Annotated in this window: 15 protein-coding genes; 7 read left to right on the forward strand and 8 right to left on the reverse strand. The window is 53.9% G+C overall.

From position 1 onward, the window contains the following. Positions 1 to 146: 146 nt before the first annotated feature. From BJF95_RS13620 to BJF95_RS13640, 5 genes are all read right to left on the reverse strand, one after another. Positions 147 to 1,889, reverse strand: coding sequence for a methyl-accepting chemotaxis protein (locus BJF95_RS13620; protein ID WP_075639972.1), 1,743 nt, complete (start codon positions 1,887 to 1,889; stop codon positions 147 to 149). Between the two features lie 141 nt (positions 1,890 to 2,030). Beyond that, positions 2,031 to 3,089 carry an ABC transporter ATP-binding protein gene (locus BJF95_RS13625; RefSeq protein WP_075639973.1) on the reverse strand — a complete coding sequence of 353 codons (1,059 nt, stop codon included), beginning with the start codon at positions 3,087 to 3,089 and terminating at the stop codon, positions 2,031 to 2,033. 6 nt (positions 3,090 to 3,095) lie between these two features. After that, the gene (locus BJF95_RS13630; protein ID WP_075639974.1) at positions 3,096 to 3,884 is read right to left on the reverse strand and encodes an ABC transporter permease; all 789 of its coding nucleotides are present in this window, start codon (positions 3,882 to 3,884) and stop codon (positions 3,096 to 3,098) included. Then, the gene (locus BJF95_RS13635; RefSeq protein ID WP_075639975.1) at positions 3,881 to 4,750 is read right to left on the reverse strand and encodes an ABC transporter permease; all 870 of its coding nucleotides are present in this window, start codon (positions 4,748 to 4,750) and stop codon (positions 3,881 to 3,883) included. The genes BJF95_RS13630 and BJF95_RS13635 overlap by 4 nt, the downstream gene beginning before the upstream one ends. Positions 4,751 to 4,832: 82 nt before the next feature. Next, positions 4,833 to 5,894, reverse strand: coding sequence for an ABC transporter substrate-binding protein (locus BJF95_RS13640; RefSeq protein ID WP_425348698.1), 1,062 nt, complete (start codon positions 5,892 to 5,894; stop codon positions 4,833 to 4,835). 863 nt (positions 5,895 to 6,757) lie between these two features. Between BJF95_RS13640 and BJF95_RS13650 the strand changes: the two genes are divergently transcribed. The 3 genes from BJF95_RS13650 (at position 6,758) to BJF95_RS13665 (ending at position 10,681) form a co-directional block, all read left to right on the forward strand. Then, on the forward strand, positions 6,758 to 8,329 hold the full coding sequence (locus BJF95_RS13650; RefSeq protein ID WP_075639978.1) for an amino acid permease: 1,572 nt from the start codon (positions 6,758 to 6,760) through the stop codon (positions 8,327 to 8,329). 225 nt (positions 8,330 to 8,554) lie between these two features. Continuing rightward, positions 8,555 to 9,700 carry an iron-containing alcohol dehydrogenase gene (locus tag BJF95_RS13660; protein WP_075639980.1) on the forward strand — a complete coding sequence of 382 codons (1,146 nt, stop codon included), beginning with the start codon at positions 8,555 to 8,557 and terminating at the stop codon, positions 9,698 to 9,700. A gap of 264 nt (positions 9,701 to 9,964) precedes the next feature. Then, positions 9,965 to 10,681, forward strand: a complete 717-nt coding sequence (locus BJF95_RS13665; protein ID WP_075639981.1) for a ParA family protein — start codon at positions 9,965 to 9,967, stop codon at positions 10,679 to 10,681. Positions 10,682 to 10,749: 68 nt separating this feature from the next. On the opposite strand, the gene BJF95_RS13670 is transcribed toward BJF95_RS13665, so the two are convergent. Next, a complete protein-coding gene (locus BJF95_RS13670) occupies positions 10,750 to 12,171 on the reverse strand; it encodes a L,D-transpeptidase family protein (RefSeq protein WP_245297324.1) in 1,422 nt (473 codons plus the stop codon). Positions 12,172 to 12,338: 167 nt separating this feature from the next. Between BJF95_RS13670 and BJF95_RS13675 the strand changes: the two genes are divergently transcribed. The 4 genes from BJF95_RS13675 (at position 12,339) to BJF95_RS13690 (ending at position 14,574) form a co-directional block, all read left to right on the forward strand. Continuing rightward, complete coding sequence (locus BJF95_RS13675) at positions 12,339 to 13,160, forward strand: aldose 1-epimerase family protein (RefSeq protein WP_075640346.1); 822 nt, start codon at positions 12,339 to 12,341, stop codon at positions 13,158 to 13,160. Positions 13,161 to 13,221: 61 nt separating this feature from the next. After that, a complete protein-coding gene (locus BJF95_RS13680; protein WP_075640347.1) occupies positions 13,222 to 13,557 on the forward strand; it encodes a protein tyrosine phosphatase family protein in 336 nt (111 codons plus the stop codon). Between the two features lie 69 nt (positions 13,558 to 13,626). Further along, positions 13,627 to 13,968: a RidA family protein gene (locus BJF95_RS13685; protein ID WP_075639982.1), complete on the forward strand. Its 342-nt coding sequence runs from the start codon at positions 13,627 to 13,629 to the stop codon at positions 13,966 to 13,968. Positions 13,969 to 14,088: 120 nt separating this feature from the next. Beyond that, positions 14,089 to 14,574, forward strand: coding sequence for a hypothetical protein (locus tag BJF95_RS13690; RefSeq protein ID WP_075639983.1), 486 nt, complete (start codon positions 14,089 to 14,091; stop codon positions 14,572 to 14,574). Between the two features lie 41 nt (positions 14,575 to 14,615). On the opposite strand, the gene BJF95_RS13695 is transcribed toward BJF95_RS13690, so the two are convergent. Together BJF95_RS13695 and BJF95_RS13700 are read right to left on the reverse strand one after the other, a co-directional pair. Continuing rightward, the gene (locus tag BJF95_RS13695; protein ID WP_139317496.1) at positions 14,616 to 16,268 is read right to left on the reverse strand and encodes a thiamine pyrophosphate-binding protein; all 1,653 of its coding nucleotides are present in this window, start codon (positions 16,266 to 16,268) and stop codon (positions 14,616 to 14,618) included. Between the two features lie 34 nt (positions 16,269 to 16,302). After that, a complete protein-coding gene (locus BJF95_RS13700; RefSeq protein WP_075639985.1) occupies positions 16,303 to 17,274 on the reverse strand; it encodes a DMT family transporter in 972 nt (323 codons plus the stop codon). Between the last annotated feature and the right edge of the window lie 71 nt (positions 17,275 to 17,345).

Raw genomic sequence — 17,345 nt, forward strand, 5'->3', positions numbered from 1 at the left:
ATCTCTTGCCGGTTTGTCAGACAAACGTCGAGGAAAAATCATGTGCTACTGTTCCACACTGGACTGAACTTGCAAAAGAAAAATGTCAAAAATAAAAAACGCCAAGGAGATTATCCTTGGCGTTGTTGCATGAACACGGCGCATGTTCAGGCCGCACTTCGCCTTTGGTCGGTGCCTTGGCCTCTGCGGTCTTGCGATCCGCGCATGGCAGCCGAGCTTCCCGGCTCGCGAATGCCTGAGCGCCGGTTGAGCTGGAAGCGATTGGCAAGTTCCGTGAGCTTGGCGGCACCGCTGGAAAGCGCTTCGCTGATGGCATTCATGCCGCTGACCATGGAGGCATTCTTCTGGGTCATCTGATCCAGAGCGTTCACGGCCGAGCTGATCTCTGTGAGGCTGGTCGATTGCTCGGCTGCCGCTCTGGCAATGGCTTCGATGTTGGTATCAATCGATTCCACAAAGGTCGAAATACGGTTGAGTGCGCCGCCTGTCTCGCCCACCAGGCGCACACCTTCGGTGACTTCGTCGGTGGATTTGGCAATGAGCGCCGAAATTTCGCGGGCTGCCTTGGCTGAGCGCTGCGCCAATTCGCGCACTTCCTGCGCCACAACCGCAAAACCCTTGCCGCTTTCGCCAGCGCGGGCCGCTTCAACACCCGCATTCAAGGCCAGAAGATTGGTCTGGAAGGCAATTTCATCAATGACGCTGATGATGCTGCTGATTTCTTTCGAGGCGCCTTCAATGCGGCTCATGGCCTCAACGGTGGAATCGACAACCTTGGTCGATTCTGTTGCAGCCTTGCGGGCATCGCGCACAAGATTGCGGGTTTCGCTGGTGCGTGAACTGGATTCCTTGACGGTGACGGTAATTTCTTCCAAAGCCGCCGAAGTTTGTTCCAGTGCGGCTGCCTGCTGCTCCGAGCGCTGGGCGAGGCTGGAAGAGCCTTCCAACATCTCGTCACTGTTGCGGGAAACAGCTGCGGTTTCGGACAACACCTCGGCCAAAGTCTCCTGAAACTTGCCGATCGACATATTGAAATCTTTGCGCAGATGCTCAAAGGTTGGAATGAAAGGCTCATCAATCGTCATGCGGATGTTGCATTGGGCCAGACGTTCAAGGCCAGCACCTATGGCGGCAATGGCGTTGACGCGGCCCGTCACATCGGTTGCGAATTTAACAACCTTGAAGACTTTGCCTTTTTCATCAAAAATCGGGTTGTACGTCGCTTGAATATAGACCTTTTTACCACCCTTACCGATGCGCATAAACTCGTCGCTCTGGAACTGGCCGGCGTCCAGCTTGCGCCAGAATTCTTTGTACTCTGGTGATGCAACATAGGTTTGATCGCAGAACATCGAGTGATGCTTGCCGACAATCTCTTTCGAATCATAACCCAGCGTTTTGCAGAAATTTTCATTGGCGGTCAGAATTTCACCAGATGGCGTAAACTCAATAACAGCCTGAGACCGCGACAAGGCATCAATCTTGCCGTCGCTATCCATGGATTTCATCTTGGCTGCGGTGATGTCAGTGGCGATTTTAATGATTTTATAGGGCTTCTTGCCGCGGAAAACCGGATTGTAGGAGGCTTCAATCCAGATGGGCTGACCGGATTTGGCAATACGCTTGTATTGCCGCTGATCAAACTCGCCACGGCCAAGCTTTGCCCAGAAGTCACGATAGCCCTGCGAGTTGGCCTCGTCCTGCTCAACAAAGATCCGGTGATGCTTGCCAACGATTTCTGAGCGGGTGTAGCCCAGCGCTTTGCAAAAATTGTCGTTGGCATCCAAAATAATGCCCTGAAGGTCGAACTCAATAATAGCTTGCGAGCTGTTGAGCGCCTGAAGGATGGCCTTTGCATCTCCACCTTGGCCTAGCGAAAATAACCCCATGCGTGTAACCTCCTGTTCGTGGCTACACCATAGCGATACATTATTTAGCTTGGGTTAATTTTAGGAGCTGTCCATTTTTTAAATTATTCCAGCTCGGCACGTCATCTCAAACACGCAAACGCTTCGGCACGAAGTGTGGCATTAATCCGCAATGATCATCAAGTCGTCTGCGGCAAATTTCAGCGTGACGCTTTCGCCAGGCATCGGCGGTTTCATGGCCGGATCATTGAATGTGTCAAAGCAGATGGTGGTGCCGCCGACATTGAGGCGGGTGCGAATGACGGAACCCAGAAAATGGCTGGAAGAAACCGTGCCGCTCAATTGCACATCGCCTTTGGCACCTTCTGCCATTGAGCCCGCTTCCGGACGCAGCGCAATTGTAACGGATTCACCATGGGCCTTGTTCACGGCCTGCTTGACCTTCACCTGCTGATCGCCAATTTGCAGCGTGTTGGTGGAGCCATCAACAACTTTGGCTTCAATCAGGTTCAACGTGCCGACAAAGGAGGCGACGAAACGGGTTTGCGGATTGTTGTAGATCTCAAACGGTGAGCCAATCTGGTCGGCGCGGCCAGCATTCATCACCACGATACGATCTGAGATCGACAGGGCTTCTTCCTGATCGTGGGTGACGAAGACAGTGGTGATGCCGAGCTTCATCTGAATTTGGCGAATTTCTTCGCGCAAGGACACGCGGATTTTGGCATCCAGCGCCGAGAGCGGCTCATCCAGCAAAAGTACCTGTGGTTTCGGGGCCAGGGCGCGGGCCAGCGCCACGCGCTGTTGCTGACCGCCGGAGAGCTGATAGGGGTAGCGGCTGGCCAGATGCTCCAGATGGATCAGCTTGAGCATCTCCATCACGCGCGCCTCAATTTCGTTTTTCGCCACCTTGGCAATCTTGAGGCCAAAAGCAACATTGTCAAAGACGGTCATATTGGGAAACAACGCATAGGCCTGAAACACCATGCCAATGTTGCGCTGGTTTGGCTTCAGATCATTCTGGTTTTTGCCTGCAATGGTAATAGTGCCGTCGGTGATGGTTTCAAAGCCGGCAATCATGCGCAAAATGGTGGTTTTGCCGCAGCCCGATGGGCCGAGAAAGGAAATGAACTCTCCTTTGTTGATCGACATATTGAAATCATGCACGACCTGAACGGTGCCGTAGCTTTTCTTGAGGTTGGTGAGGGTCAAAAAGGACATGGGCAATCAGGCCTTTGCGGGCATATGTTTTGAAAAGCGGGCGACGAGGTTGAGAAGCGCAATGCTGAACCAGGTCATGGCGAAGGCAATGATGGCAAGTGCCGGAGGCTCATAGGCCTTATTGGCACCAATCAATTGCAGATAGGGTCCAAACGCCGGGCGGTTGAGCAGCGATGGAATGGTAAACTCACCAATGACAATGGCAAAGGTGATGAAAGCGCCAGACAGAATGCCCGACAACACATTGGGGAAGATACAGCGCAGCAAGATTGTTGCCCAACCCGCGCCAAGACTTTGAGCGGCCTCCGTTAGGGTGCGCACATCAATGGTGCGCATGGCCGCGTCAATCGAGCGATAGGTATAGGGCAGCGACAGCATCATCAACCCCAACAAAAACAGAATGTTGGTGCCAGACGTGGTGGCGGTGAGCGGCAGGAAAGACGATGAGTTATACAGCCGAAGATAGCCGAAAATGACCACAATGGACGGAATGACCAAAGGCAACATGGTGACGAACTCAACAACCGGCCGCATTTGCGGCAGGCGCAGACGAACCCAATAGGCGGTTGGCACAATCAGCAAGGTGATGAAAATAATGGTCAGAATGGCCATCAGCAACGAAAAGCTGAAGGAATCGCGAAAGGTGGTATCGGAAAACACCGAACGATAGGCATCGAAGGAATATTCGCCACGGCGCATGCGCAGTGAAAATTCAAAGGTCGCAATCAGCGGGACGAGAAAGTAAAATGCGCCAATGGCAATGGCCAGCCAGGCGAAAAATTTTTGCATCTTCATTTCTGCCACCGTTCTGCACGAACGCGCAGCGTGATGTAAATAATATTGGAAATAGCGGTCACCACAATCATGCCAAAGGCCAGCGCGTAGCCAAGGTTGGCGTTATGCAGCACGTCGCCACGGATTTGGGCGTAAAGCTGAATGGGTACGATGTTGAGCGAGCTGCCGGTGAGCGAAAATGCCGTGGCAATCGCCCCGAATGAATTGGCAAACAACAGCACAAAGGCCCCAGCCAGACTTGGCAAGAGAATAGGCAGGGCGACTTTGAGCCAATATTGCGCATGGGTTGCGCCGAGGCTTTCGGCCGCTTCGCGCCATTCCTTGCGCATGCCTTCCAGCGCCGGGGTAATGATCAACACCATCAGCGGAATCTGGAAATACATATAGGTCAGGGTCAGGCCGGTGAAACTGAGCAGGTTGAAGCCGGTGGCATAGAGATTAATGCCAAACCAGTCGCGCAGCAGCACGGTGATCAGGCCAAGGCGACCCAGCGTTGACAAAAACGCGAAAGCCAGCGGCACGCCCGCAAAATTCGATGCAACGCCGCAAAAGGTCATGACGGCAGAGCGCACAAAGGAGGGCAGACCGCCCAACACCAGCGCCCAGGCGATATAAAAGCCCAGCAAAACCCCGCCAATGGCCGAGGCAATACTGATGCGAATACTGATGGAAAAGGACGACATGATCTTGTCGGTAAAAAGATCGACAATATTTTTAAGGGTAAAATGGCCTTCGGCATCCTGAAATGCGCCAGTCACCAGATAAAGGGTTGGAACAATCAAAAACATGAGGGCGAAAAGCATGAAGGGTGCAACACCCAACCAATCGAAGAGCTTTCGGTTTCGCTCCGCCTTACTCACTTGCATATAGAAAATCCCTGCCGGATAAAAAGTCTTCAATGCAAATGTGCCTCCCCGACACATCGGAGAGGCACATCAGGTTGGTGGATTACTTTACAGACGCGCCGACAACCTTGTCCCAGCCTTCTGTGATCACCTTCTTATAGGCGTCCTGCTGGTCAAGTGTTGGGAAGACAGCCTGTTCATAGGCCTTTGGATCAGGCAGCTTGGCCAGAACGTCAGCTGGAATCTTGCCATTCTTGGCGAGATCGTTGAAGCGGATCGGGTGGCAATAGCCCTTCAACCAGCCAACCTGGCCTTCGTCGGAATAGAGGTATTCCATCCACAGCTTGGCGGCATTTGGATGCGGCGCATAGGCAGAAATAGCCTGCACATACACACCCGCAACAACGCCGGAGGCAGGAACGATAACGTCAACCGGAGGGTTGCCCTTCAGCGAGTCACGGCCAGCCAGCGCGTTATAGTCCCAACGCAGGATGATCGGGGTTGTGCCTTGCGCAAGCGTTGCAGGCTTGCCAACAACAGGTACGAAATTGCCCTTGGCGTTCAGGTCTTTAAAGAAGTTCAGGCCAGCTTCGCCAGCCTTGGCAACATCACCCTTGGCAGCGGACAGGCCAGCTGCGAAAACAGCCGAAATCGCCTGATTGGCCGTGCGCGGATCACCACCCAGAGCAACCATATTGGCATATTCAGGCTTCAACAGATCGGCCCAATCCTTTGGCGGATTCTTGACCAGATCCTTGTTCACTTCAAAGGCCATAACGCCGTAGTAGTCGCCATACCAATAGCCGTCAGCATCCTTGGCGGTGGCTGGAATGCTGTCCCAGGTCGAAACCTTGTAAGGCTGGATCAGTTTGTCGGCCTTAGCCGTTGGGCCAAAGGACAGACCAACGTCAATCACGTCAGGAGCCTGATCGCCGGTGTTGCCTTTGTTGGCCTTGATGGCTTCGATTTCGTCGCCAGAGCCAGCATCAGGGTTCAATTCGTTGACTTTAAGACCATACTTGGCCTTGAAGCCTTCGATAACGCCACCATAACCGCACCAATCGTGGGGAAGGGCGATGGTTGTCAGCGCGCCTTCCTTTTTGGCTGCGGCGATAAGATCCGCGCTCGGCTCGGCGGCTGCAAAAGTGCTCGAAGCAATGACCATGGCGGTCGAGAGAGAAAGAATGCGGCGCAAACGGGTGTTCACTGGTGTTCTCCTTGGTTGTCTGCTGATAGCCGAGCAAGTCAATATGAGGCTGACATGATAGTTGTGTGACGGTTTGGCGCGGTTTCCACACACGGAAAGCCGATTGTTCCCAGGTTAGCTCTTCCCCTTAGCCGTGCGGGCATCAATGTGTGGTGCCCAATGCGTTTTGATTGTGCCCCGATTAAACTCTGCTGTTCCCTTATCCGGTCTTTGCCGGCCGGTGCTTGCCGGTTTGTGACAGCAGATAAGACGAGAGAGGGTGTTTGAGTCAATCTGTTCTGATTTAAAAAATCGCGTATATTGGCAATTTGCGGTGCAATATCTTGCGAGCATTGATTTAAGCTTCTGATATATAAATATATTTTTCTATCTGTGGATTTCAGAATTTCATCATCTTCCCGTCACAGACGTGTGATTACGCCCATTGCTGTGATTTTTATCAGACCCCGCGTTATTTTTGTTCATTTGCTAAAAAATCAGCGCAATATGGACAGGGCACGGTTCCAAAGCGCAGTCACTTTATTGTGTTTCAAACCTGTGGCCCGCACGGCCGGCTTGATGGCGAAACGGGGTCAAAGCGGGCTGTGTATATTCGGCATGCAAATTGCTTCTCGGCTTATGTCAGTCATAACGGAATGGATATTGAATGGTGTCTCACCTGAGCCAATGGATCGGGCTTTGGATATAAAAGCGGAAAGCGGCGTTCTGCAAAAAAAGATCCGGGGAAGCAGCAAGAGCGGGCACAGCGTTTGTAACGGCAAAAGCCGATGAGCGCACAGGCAAAAGCTGCCGGGTTTATCCCGGCGTAACAGGGGGTCACGATGGCCGATTACTCAGACGTTGATAAACAGGACGATCTGCATATTCTGCATTCCATGGGCTATGCTCAGGAACTTGAGCGGCGTATGAGCTCGTTCTCTAATTTCGCGATTTCATTTTCGATCATTTGCATTTTATCCGGTGGTATCAACTCACTGGCGCAGGCAACATCCGGTGCGGGCGGCGCTGCCATTGGTCTTGGCTGGCCGCTGGGTTGCATCATCTCTGGCGTGTTTGCGCTGGGCATGGCGCAAATTGCCTCTGCCTACCCAACGGCAGGCGGGCTTTATCATTGGGGCTCTATTCTGGGCAATCGCTTTACCGGCTGGGTCACCGCCTGGTTCAATCTCATCGGTCTGGTTACCGTGCTGGGTGCAATCAACGTTGGCACCTGGGGCTTTTTTGCAGGCTCAATTGCACCCTGGTTTGGCATGAATGTTGATACGGCGACCGCAGGCGGCTTTGCCAATCAGATCATTTTTGTCGGCGTCATCACAGCCCTTCAAGCGCTGGTCAACCACCTCGGCATCAAGCTGACGGCGAAGCTGACCGATATGTCGGGCTATCTGATTTTCATCACCGCCATCATCTTGACGGTCGTGTGCCTGTTTGGTGCAAAATCCCGGGAATTCAGCCGCATCTGGACGTTTACCAACTACTCTGGCACCCCGGAGGGCGACGCATCCGTATGGCCGCACACCGGCAGCATGTGGTATATTTTTGCACTCAGCCTGCTTTTGCCGATCTATACGATCACCGGCTATGACGCCTCCGCCCACACATCGGAAGAAACCATCAAGGCTTCTGAATCCGTGCCAAAGGGCATGATTTCATCGGTGTTCTGGGCCTCCTTGTTTGGCTACATCATGCTTCTGGCTTTCCTTCTGGCCATTCCAGATATGGATGAAGCCGCCAAGCAGGGCTGGAACGTGTTTTTCTGGACGCTCAACAGCGTGACCAATCCGGTTGTTGCCAATATTCTGTACTTGGCCATTTTTGTTGCGCAGCTGATTTGCGGTTTGGCCACGGTAACGTCCGTGTCACGCATGATTTTTGCCTTCTCGCGTGATGGCGGTCTGCCCATGTCCAAGGCCTTGTCCAGTGTCAGTACAAAGTTTCGCACCCCCGCTGTTGCCATTTGGGTGGGGTCGGTGTTCTCGGTGCTGTTTGTCTGGGGTGCCTCGCTGGTCACCATTGGTGGCGCATCGGCCTATACCATCGTTGTGTCCTGCACGGTCATCTTCTTGTTTCTGTCGTTTGCCATTCCGATTGTGCTCGGCATGAAGGCAATCGGCACTGCAAAATGGCCGAAAATGGGTCCGTGGAACATGGGTATCAGCACCTATAAGCTGGTGGGTTGCCTGGTCATTCTGGCCATGGTTGCCATCTTCATCATTGGCGTACAGCCGCCAAACCAATGGGCGCTGTATATCACTGTTGGTTTCCTTGCGCTGACGGCGGTGATCTGGGTGTTGTTTGAGCAGCGCCGTTTCAAAGGGCCACCGATTGGTGATGAAGTCATCAAACGCCAGCGGGAAATTGCTGCTGCTGAAAAAGCGATCACTGACGTTTGACGGATGATCGTAGCGATGAGGAAAGGCCGCGCAAATGTGCGGCTTTTTCGCTTTTGGCCTGAAAACGGCCAATTCTCAACAATTCATTAGCATTTATTTATTCTGCTCAGCCTATCCTTATGATTGCAGGCTTGGAGGAGGCTGCACAATTGGAGGGTTGGTTGTCGCCTTGACGCGCCGCCTTTCGATTCCGTCTTTCATCGCCGGACGTGAGGAGTGAGCGCTATGAAGATCGTTGCCAATTGGAACTACCCCACAGACATTCGGGTTGGGCGAGGCCGCGTTGAAGAACTGGCCGACGCCTGCCGATCCCTTGGAATGTTCAATCCCCTGTTGGTTACGGATCGTGGCTTGGCCAATATGGCCATTACCCGGGCTGCGCGTGAAACGCTGAGCGATGGCGGATTGAGCCACGTTTTGTTTTCCGATGTTGATCCAAACCCGAATGAATTCAATCTGGAAGCAGGTATTGCCGCTTTTCGAGACGGTGGCCATGATGGCGTGGTGGCCTTTGGTGGCGGCTCCGGCATTGATCTTGGCAAATGTATTGCGCTGATGGTGGGGCAGACCCGTCCAGTCTGGGATTTTACGGAGAGTGACGACGGCTGGAAAAATGCCGATGCCGATGCGATCGTGCCGATTATTTCTTTGCCGACCACCGCCGGAACCGGGGCTGAGGTTCGGCGCTCATGTATGATCACCAACAGCGTGACCCATGTAAAAACGGCGATTTTCCATCCCAAGATCATGCCGTCTGTGGTGATTTGCGATCCGGAATTAACTGTGGGCATGCCCAAATCCATCACGGCGGGCACCGGCATGGTGGCGTTTTCCCATTGCCTTGAGGCCTATTGTTCGCCGGTCTATCACCCCATGGGGCAGGGCATTGCCATTGAAGGGATGCGGCTGGTGAAGGAATATTTGCCGCGCGCTTACCGTGATTCCATGGATCTGGAAGCGCGCCTCAATATGATGTCGGCGGGCATCATGGGAGCAATTGCCATTCAAAAGGGTTTGGGCGCAATCCATGCCCTGTCGCACCAGATTGGGGCAATGTATAACACCCATCACGGCACCACAAATGCCGTGCTGATGCCGATGGTGCTGCGCTTTAATCAAAAAGCGGTGGAACGTAAAATCGAAAAACTTGCCGGTTATCTTGAAATCCCTGGCGGCTTTGAAGGGTTTCATGCGTTTTTGCTGGCGTTTCGCGCCGATCTCGCCATTCCGCAAAGCTTAAGCGAAATGGGCATTGCAAGCGACCATGTTCAAGATATTGCCGCCAAAGCCATTGCAAACCCGATGGCTGCGGGCAATCCGGTTAAGCTCACGCTGGACAATACCATGGAGCTGCTGGAAAGCTGCTTTTGACCATCTTGGGCACATGTTAGCAACTTTGCGCTACTGCATAATTCCTTAAATCCTAATAGATTTAAGGAATTATGCAGTAGATTAAAAATGTTACAGCGTCCTTTGTGCGCCATATATGGCGCACGGCGCTGTAAGTGCCTGTTTTTTTGCCTCTCTGGAGCATGTTTCCTATTTATTAACCAATTTTAGTAATGATGCATTAACACCATGCAAACGGGTGCCAGAACGAGCGATGAGTGGCTCAGACATTGCATCGAGGACACTATGCCAGTCATCTCATTTGCCAACGCCAAGGGCGGAGCCGGAAAAACCACAGCGGCTCTTCTCTTGTCGACTGAACTCGCCCAGCAGGGTTACCGCGTTTGTATTCTGGATGCCGATCCGCAGCGCTGGATTACCCAATGGGCCGAATGCGCGGGCCATCATACTAATATCGAGGTCATTTCTGAGGTTTCCATCGGCTCGCTGCATTGTCATATCCGCGAGGGCCGCAAAACCGCAGATTATATCATTATTGATCTGGCTGGTGCGCGGGATGCGCTGGTCACCATGGCCATCGGCCTTTCGGATCACGTGATGATTCCGGTGCAAGGCTGCGCCATGGACGCCAAGGGTGCGGCGCAAATTCTGGATTTGATCGAGCAGATGCGGATAGCCGGAAATCTGGTTATTCCGCATTCGGTGGTGCTGACGCGGGTGGCCTCCATGGTCACCACCAAAACATTGCTGGCCATCAAGGGCATTCTGGCCCAGCGCGGGGTTAATATCGTCAACACACCGATTGCCGAGCGCACAGCTTTTCGCGATATTTTCGAAACCGGCGCATCGCTTTACACCATGGACCCACTCAAGGTGAGCAATCTCGATAAGGCCAGAGAGAATTCCAAGGCGTTTACCGCCGAGGTTATGCGGCTTTTGCCAGCGCGCGTAGTGCGCTCCGCTCGACCACGGCTTTTGCGCATGGTGAGCAACGCGGCCTGAGCGGCAAACAAGCCAGTGTTTGGGTGAGCCTGTTGAACAACCGGCTCACTCTTTACCCTAAAAAGCCATCAATCCACAAATTCCACAGTCACGCCCGGCTGCACCATCTTGGCAAGCTCTGTTGCATCCCAGTTGGTCAGACGCACGCAGCCATGGCTTTGGGTGCGGCCAATCTTGGAGGGATCAGGCGTGCCATGGATGCCATAGGTTGGCTTGGACAGCGCAATCCACACGGTTCCAACCGGACCATTTGGCCCCGGCGGAATGTTCAGCACTTTATCGTTGCCAGCCTGCTGGAAGTTGATCTTGGGATTATAGGTATAGCCCGGATTAAACGCCACGCGCTGCACTGTCACGGTTCCCGATGGAGATGGTGTGTCGCTGGAGCCAATGCTGGCGGGGTAGGCGGCAATCAACTGGCCATCCTGTCCATAGGCAAACACCTGTTTGCGGCCCTTGTCGGCAACAATACGGGCAACTTTGCCGCTTTGCCCCGACCCGACATTGACCACTTTAACGGTGCTGCCGGGCACGGTGAAATCGACACCGGGATTGATGGCCTTGAGATAATCCTCATCCATGTGGAATTTCTCAGCCAGCATTTCGGTGGTTGAGGTGTAGCCCAAAGATTGCATGGCAGCCTTTTGGCTGTAATCGGTCGGAATTTCTGCCACATAGGGGCCAGCGGCATCGGCAGCCGTGACGGTGTAGGTCTTGAACGGCAAGCCGCCGTCGAGCTGAAGACGATCCATGATCGCCTCAGTGTTTTTTGGATCAAGCGTTTCGCCGGTTTTCTGCTCCCAAGCCTGTAACGCTTTTTCGACGTTTTGGCCCATGCGACCGTCAATAGCGCCCGGTGAGAAGCCCTCGCGATCCAGAAACACCTGAAGCGCCGTTATCTCTGGCGTGGCCTTGCTGCTGCCAGAAAATGACGGTGTGGAATAGGACGGCTTGCGTGGCACGGTGCCATGCATGTCACCCATGGAAGGGTCGTTGCTGGCATTTTGCGGATAGGGCTGCTCGAGCGAGCCGCGTTCAACGCTACCCTCATCAGGAATGCCGCCCGTTGCGAAATTATCATCATCCGATCCACCACCGGATGGGGCTGGTGGATAATAATCATTGGGATAGCGCGCCCGGTTTGGCCGTCCATACACCACATCGGCAGGCATTTCCGTGGCAACCACATTGCCGAAACTGTCGATCAAAACCGTGCGGCCCATGCGGTCGCGGCTGATCATCACCGAGCCACGCTCCGGCACATATTGCAGCACTTCACCCGAGGGGGTGATCAGCACCGTTTCCGGGCGCTGGTTATAATAGGGGCTGCGGGCCAACGCAGATCCGCTAACACTGGAAAGCAGCACTGCAACGATAAAACCAGTTTTCCAAAACGATTGCACAGGCCAAAACGATTTCACAGGGTGGTCTTTCCGGTTGAAGTCAAGGTGTTTCATGGCGTCAAGAATGGGCATGACTTGTCGGTGCATGTCTCACCCTTTTATAGGTAGTGCTATGACAAGCAAATTTTGACCCTAATGTGGAAAAATTTATATTTGGTAAAAAAATAGTTAAAACGCCGATTTTCAAGGGTTTTTATGCGCTGGATCTATGGCTTTCTCTGGCATAAAAACGGGGAAACTCGATGGAGGAGCGAATCGTGAAACTGTTTGCCAAAACTGGACCTGTTGTTGAGCTTGACGAAGGCTCGGTTCTTGATATCCGCAGCCTCACCGTGAACGGGGTCGATCTGGCACCCGGCCGTGCTATTCCTGATGATGGTGATCCACGCATCGATCATTCGCTTGAAGGGTTTATGTTCACCTGTGGACCAGACCACATCCGCCATCCAGAGCCGCTTGCCGATGGTTCGGGTCGCTACCCATTGCATGGTTCGTTCTCGTCCCATCCGGCCAAAATTGTCGAGGCCAGCGAGACCGAATGCACCGCCGAGATTGCAGTTTCTCACGCCGATGGCGGCCAATCGCTGTTGACGCGCAACTGGCGCGTTGATGCCGAGACCGGCACGGTTTTTCTGTCTGATCGGCTGACCAATACCGGCGATGCTGCGTTTCCCGCCATGCTGATGTATCACATGAACATTGCCGCCAAGCTGTTTGACGATGCCGTGCGGCTGGAAGGCGACATGCTGGCGGGCGGCGGTTTTGGTTGGCGCTTTGGCGAGGAGCCTGGTGGGGTGTTTTGTGTGCCCGCGACGGCGGGCGGTGATGGCTGGGCCGAGATGCGGCTGGGGCCGATTGCCGCGATTGGTGGGTTGACGCTGACCGTGCGGTTCGATGCGCAAACCCTGCCGCATTTGCAGATCTGGCGCAACCAGCAGGCACCAGCCCATGTGCTGGGCATTGAGCCTGTGTCGCATCGTTGGGTTGACCGGCAAGAGCTGGCAGAGGCGGGCGAGTTGGATATGCTGGCTCCGGGCGAAAGCCGGCAGTATCAGCTGTCATTTTCCTTTGCGTAACGTTGACGCAATCGCGCCTGCGTCGTAGATGTTTGCGCGAAATTGATGAGAGGATATGCTGATGAACATCAGACCAATCAATGAGGAATATTCGGTGAGCGGCCAAATTCAGGTTGCTGATCTGGATGAGATCAAGGCGCTCGGGTTTAAATCCATTGTATGCCACCGCCCCGATGGCGAAGAGGCCGGACAGCCATCCTTTGCTGCCATTGCAGCTCGCGCCAGCGAGCTTGGTCTGGCCATCAAGCATATTCCGGTTGGTCCCATGGGCGTGACACCCGATGCCGTCGTGGCCATGGTGGACGCACTCGACGATTTTGAGCGTCCGATGCTCGGCTATTGCCGCTCCGGTGCACGCTCGACAGCCACCTATGAGCACAGCCTGCGTCAGCGTTAAGCAAACCCTTTCTTCCGCTGCGGACGCAAGCCCGCAACACTTTTGTGTTTCAAACCCAAGGAGATTTCCATGTCCATCAAGCGTATCGAGCCAGGCAAGCGTATGAGCGGTGCTGTTGTTCACGGCAACACTGTTTACCTCGCCGGTCAGGTTGGCGAAGGCGTGAGCGTTACCGAGCAGTCCAAGTCGGCTCTGGCTGAAGTTGACCGTCTGCTGGCGGCTGCCGGATCAAGCAAGTCGAAGATCCTGCAAACCATCATCTACCTCTCCGACATGTCGACCTTTGGCGAAATGAACGCTGTTTGGGAAGGCTGGATCGACCCTGCCAACCCACCAGCCCGCGCCACCAGCGAAGCTGCTTTGGCCACACCAGATTACAAGGTTGAGTTTATCGTAACGGCTGCGATCTAAGTACTCTGGTTATCTTAACCAATTCAAAACGAGAACATTTTCGCTATTCATTCTGGCGAAAATGTTCTTTTGAAATCCAATGCATCGGGGATGCCATTTTGGACAGGAGAAGTGCATTGAATGGTACTGTTCAATCGAAATTTTCTTTTATGTCTTAAATTTTTTACAGTAATATCTTTTGTGATTTCGGTTCTGATTCCTCATGGATATTACGAGTCATGCCGTGGATATACATCTGTTGGGTGGTTTGAGTCCCAATCAATTCTATTTTATTTAGTGATTTTTTATCTTTTATTGTCGTTTTTTATAGAATTTTTGAAATTCGGATACATGATTTTGCTCTTTGATTGTTTCATTTTTTTGTACCTTGTTCAGTATGTTTTTATTGATGCTATGCTAACTCCAATATTTGGAGGAGGAGCTACAGTTTTTCTTGATCGTATTTTCGGAAGCATATTTGGAGGGTTGGCTGGAAAAGAAGGCTGTGGAGCCGATATTATTTTCCATTATCAATGGGGATATTTCTTCTACATAACAACAGTAGGGAGCTTTTTTCTCTCGACTATCTTGGGTTTGGTGACGTTCTTACGCAACCGAAAAGGTTAAGAGCGGTAGACCGACGGCATACCGCTCTGTTCGCATGGGACTCAAATCTGCCCTCTGATCTGCGTGAGTGTCCGGGTTGGCGTGATCGCTTCCGCATCCAGTTTGATTTCAATGATCGATGGCTTGCCCGACGCCCGTGCGCGTTCAAAGGCGGCTTCGAATTCCTCAGTCTTTTCCACCAATTCGCCATGACCGCCATAGGCCACGGCAAAGGCTTTGAAGTCGGGGTTGACCAGATCGGTGGCGCTGACCCGGCCCGGATATTCGCGCTCCTGATGCATGCGGATGGTGCCGTAGGTGCCGTTGTTGATCAAAAGCACGATGATCGGCAGATTGTAGCGCACGGCGGTGATGAATTCCTGCCCGTGCATCATGAAGCAGCCGTCACCGGCAAAGCAGATCACTTCGCGCTCGGGAAACAGCGCCTTGGCGGCCACTGCTGCGGGCAGACCATAGCCCATGGAGCCGGATGTGGGAGCGGCTTGGGTGTTAAAGCCCTGAAAGCGGTGAAAACGGTGCAGCCATGTGGCATAATTGCCAGCGCCATTGGTGAAAATCGCGTCTTTTTCGGTGTTGGCTTCGATCCATTGCATGATCGGCCCCATGTGTACGCTACCTGGGCCTGTCATTGGCGGGGTGGACCAGTTGAGGTAACGGGCGTGCATTTCCTCGGTTCTCGCCGCCCATACCGGTGATATTGGTGCTTCCAGCGTGGCAAGGCCTGCGACAAAATCCTTCGGGCTTGCGCATATAGCAAGATCGGGGCGATAGACCCGGCCAAGCTCGGATGGATCAGGATAGACATGCACCAGCGTTTGCTTGGGACAGGGGATGTCCATCAATGTGTAGGATGATGATGGCATCTCAGAGAACCGCCCGCCAAGCAGCACAATCAGATCAGCCTTTTTGATCTCTTTTGCCAAAGCGGGGTTGATGCCAATGCCCACGTCACCGGCGTAAGCGGGGTGCAGATGGTCAAACAACATCTGGCGGCGGAAAGAGCAGCCGACCGGCAATTTCCACTGGGTCGCAAAATCCTCAAAGGATTTGACCGAGGCTTCATCCCAGCGGGTGCCCCCGAGGATAACCATGGGGCGTTTGGCGCTGGCCAGCATCTCGCCAAAGGCTTTGATCTGGTTGGGGCCGGGGTGCGCTTCCACCGGCATGTAGGGGCGGGCCTCTGGCACTTCGACCTCTTCCACCAGCACGTCTTCGGGCAGGGTCAGCACCACGGGGCCGGGGCGGCCGGAGGTGGCAATGGCAAAGGCGCGGCTGATAAATTCGGGTATGCGGGCAACGTCGTCAATCTCGCCAACCCATTTGGCAAATTCGGTAAAGGCGCGGCGGTATTCCACCTCTTGAAAGGCTTCCCGCTCGCGCGCGTCCCGCTGCACCTGACCAATGAATAGGATCATCGGCACCGAATCTTGCTTGGCAATGTGCAGGCCAGCAGACGCATTGGTAGCACCGGGGCCGCGCGTGACCATGCAAATGCCCGGCTCTCCGGTCAAGCGCCCCCAGCAATCGGCCATCATGGCAGCACCACCTTCCTGACGGCAGACCACGGTTTCGATCTGGGTGTCATAAAGTGCATCCAGCACCGCCAGATAGCTCTCGCCGGGCACGCAGGCCACGCGCTTGACGCCATTGGCTTTCAGGGAGTCGACAATCAATTGTCCGCCGGTCTTTTTCATGGGCATCTCCTTCAATGATCTGCGTTTCAGCCGGTTATGGTTGAGGTGGTCCGCTGGTATTGGAAACAGGCCTGGAGGCGTGGCGACGCTCCCGCCAGATGATGTACAGGCCGGAGCCGATGATGATGGCGATGCCCAGCCATTTGAGGGCGTTGGGCAGAGCACCAAACACCAGCCAGCCGAACAGGGTAGCAGTGACAATTTCAAGATATTGCAGCGGTGCCAGCGTTGATGCCGGTGCTGCGCGATAGGCAAAAACGCCCAAAACTCCACCAATTGCGGCTGTGAACCCGGTGCCCAGCAGCCAGAGAAAGCCGGTGCTATCGGGCCAGACCACAGCAAATGCGGCTGGATCGAAACTGTGACCCACCACCATGATCACACCGGAATAGAGTGCAGCCCAGCAGCCGGTTTCAACCTGAATCACAAAGGGGTCCTGATGGCGCGCAAGCACCCGTGTTAAAATGGCAAAAATGGCAACGCACAGCGCAGTAATCAGCGGCAGAAACGCAACCCCGCCCACCTCTTGAAAACTCGGCTGAACCACCAGCATGGCACCCAAAAAGCCGACGGCGCAGGCAGCATAACGTCGCCAGCCAATGGTTTCCTTGAGGAAAATGCTGCTCAAAATCGTCAGCATGATTGGCTCGACGAAAAATATCGCCACCGCATCGGCCACTTCCATATAGCGCAGGGTGGTGACGAAGCTCAGCATGGACAGGCACAGCACGCCGCCACGCAGCATATGCATGCGCGTGTGGTGCCATGTCAGTTTCAGCCATGTGCGGCGAACAATCAACACCGGCAGCATGAACAGCACTTGAAACACAAAGCGGGCAAGGCTGATCTCAGGTGACGGCATGGTCTCTGTGGCCAGCTTGGAAAACACATCGACCAGCGGCGTGATCAACACCGACAGCACCATCAGACCAAGCCCCAGAGTGACGCCCGAAAACAGGGGCACCGATTGAGAAGCACCGGAAGAATTGCTGCGTGGCGTGGACATTCAGGGTCTCGCTTTCTATTCTTATCCTATAGCCGTTTGGCATCGCCCCAGCACGTGAATTTCTGGCATAG

Origin of the sequence: Rhizobium oryziradicis (genome assembly GCF_001939045.1) — a bacterium.
Taxonomy (GTDB): domain Bacteria; phylum Pseudomonadota; class Alphaproteobacteria; order Rhizobiales; family Rhizobiaceae; genus Allorhizobium; species Allorhizobium oryziradicis.

Bases quoted from the DNA above. Each gene is read 5' to 3' on its own strand.
- BJF95_RS13665 (WP_075639981.1), top strand. From the start codon at position 9,965: ATGCCAGTCATCTCATTTGCCAACGCCAAGGGCGGAGCCGGAAAAACC.
- BJF95_RS13650 (WP_075639978.1), top strand. From the start codon at position 6,758: ATGGCCGATTACTCAGACGTTGATAAACAGGACGATCTGCATATTCTG.
- BJF95_RS13680 (WP_075640347.1), top strand. From the start codon at position 13,222: ATGAACATCAGACCAATCAATGAGGAATATTCGGTGAGCGGCCAAATT.
- BJF95_RS13695 (WP_139317496.1), bottom strand. From the start codon at position 16,268: ATGAAAAAGACCGGCGGACAATTGATTGTCGACTCCCTGAAAGCCAAT.
- BJF95_RS13640 (WP_425348698.1), bottom strand. From the start codon at position 5,894: ATGGTCATTGCTTCGAGCACTTTTGCAGCCGCCGAGCCGAGCGCGGAT.
- BJF95_RS13700 (WP_075639985.1), bottom strand. From the start codon at position 17,274: ATGTCCACGCCACGCAGCAATTCTTCCGGTGCTTCTCAATCGGTGCCC.
- BJF95_RS13660 (WP_075639980.1), top strand. From the start codon at position 8,555: ATGAAGATCGTTGCCAATTGGAACTACCCCACAGACATTCGGGTTGGG.
- BJF95_RS13685 (WP_075639982.1), top strand. From the start codon at position 13,627: ATGTCCATCAAGCGTATCGAGCCAGGCAAGCGTATGAGCGGTGCTGTT.
- BJF95_RS13620 (WP_075639972.1), bottom strand. From the start codon at position 1,889: ATGGGGTTATTTTCGCTAGGCCAAGGTGGAGATGCAAAGGCCATCCTT.
- BJF95_RS13630 (WP_075639974.1), bottom strand. From the start codon at position 3,884: ATGAAGATGCAAAAATTTTTCGCCTGGCTGGCCATTGCCATTGGCGCA.
- BJF95_RS13670 (WP_245297324.1), bottom strand. From the start codon at position 12,171: ATGCACCGACAAGTCATGCCCATTCTTGACGCCATGAAACACCTTGAC.
- BJF95_RS13690 (WP_075639983.1), top strand. From the start codon at position 14,089: ATGGTACTGTTCAATCGAAATTTTCTTTTATGTCTTAAATTTTTTACA.
- BJF95_RS13625 (WP_075639973.1), bottom strand. From the start codon at position 3,089: ATGTCCTTTTTGACCCTCACCAACCTCAAGAAAAGCTACGGCACCGTT.
- BJF95_RS13635 (WP_075639975.1), bottom strand. From the start codon at position 4,750: ATGCAAGTGAGTAAGGCGGAGCGAAACCGAAAGCTCTTCGATTGGTTG.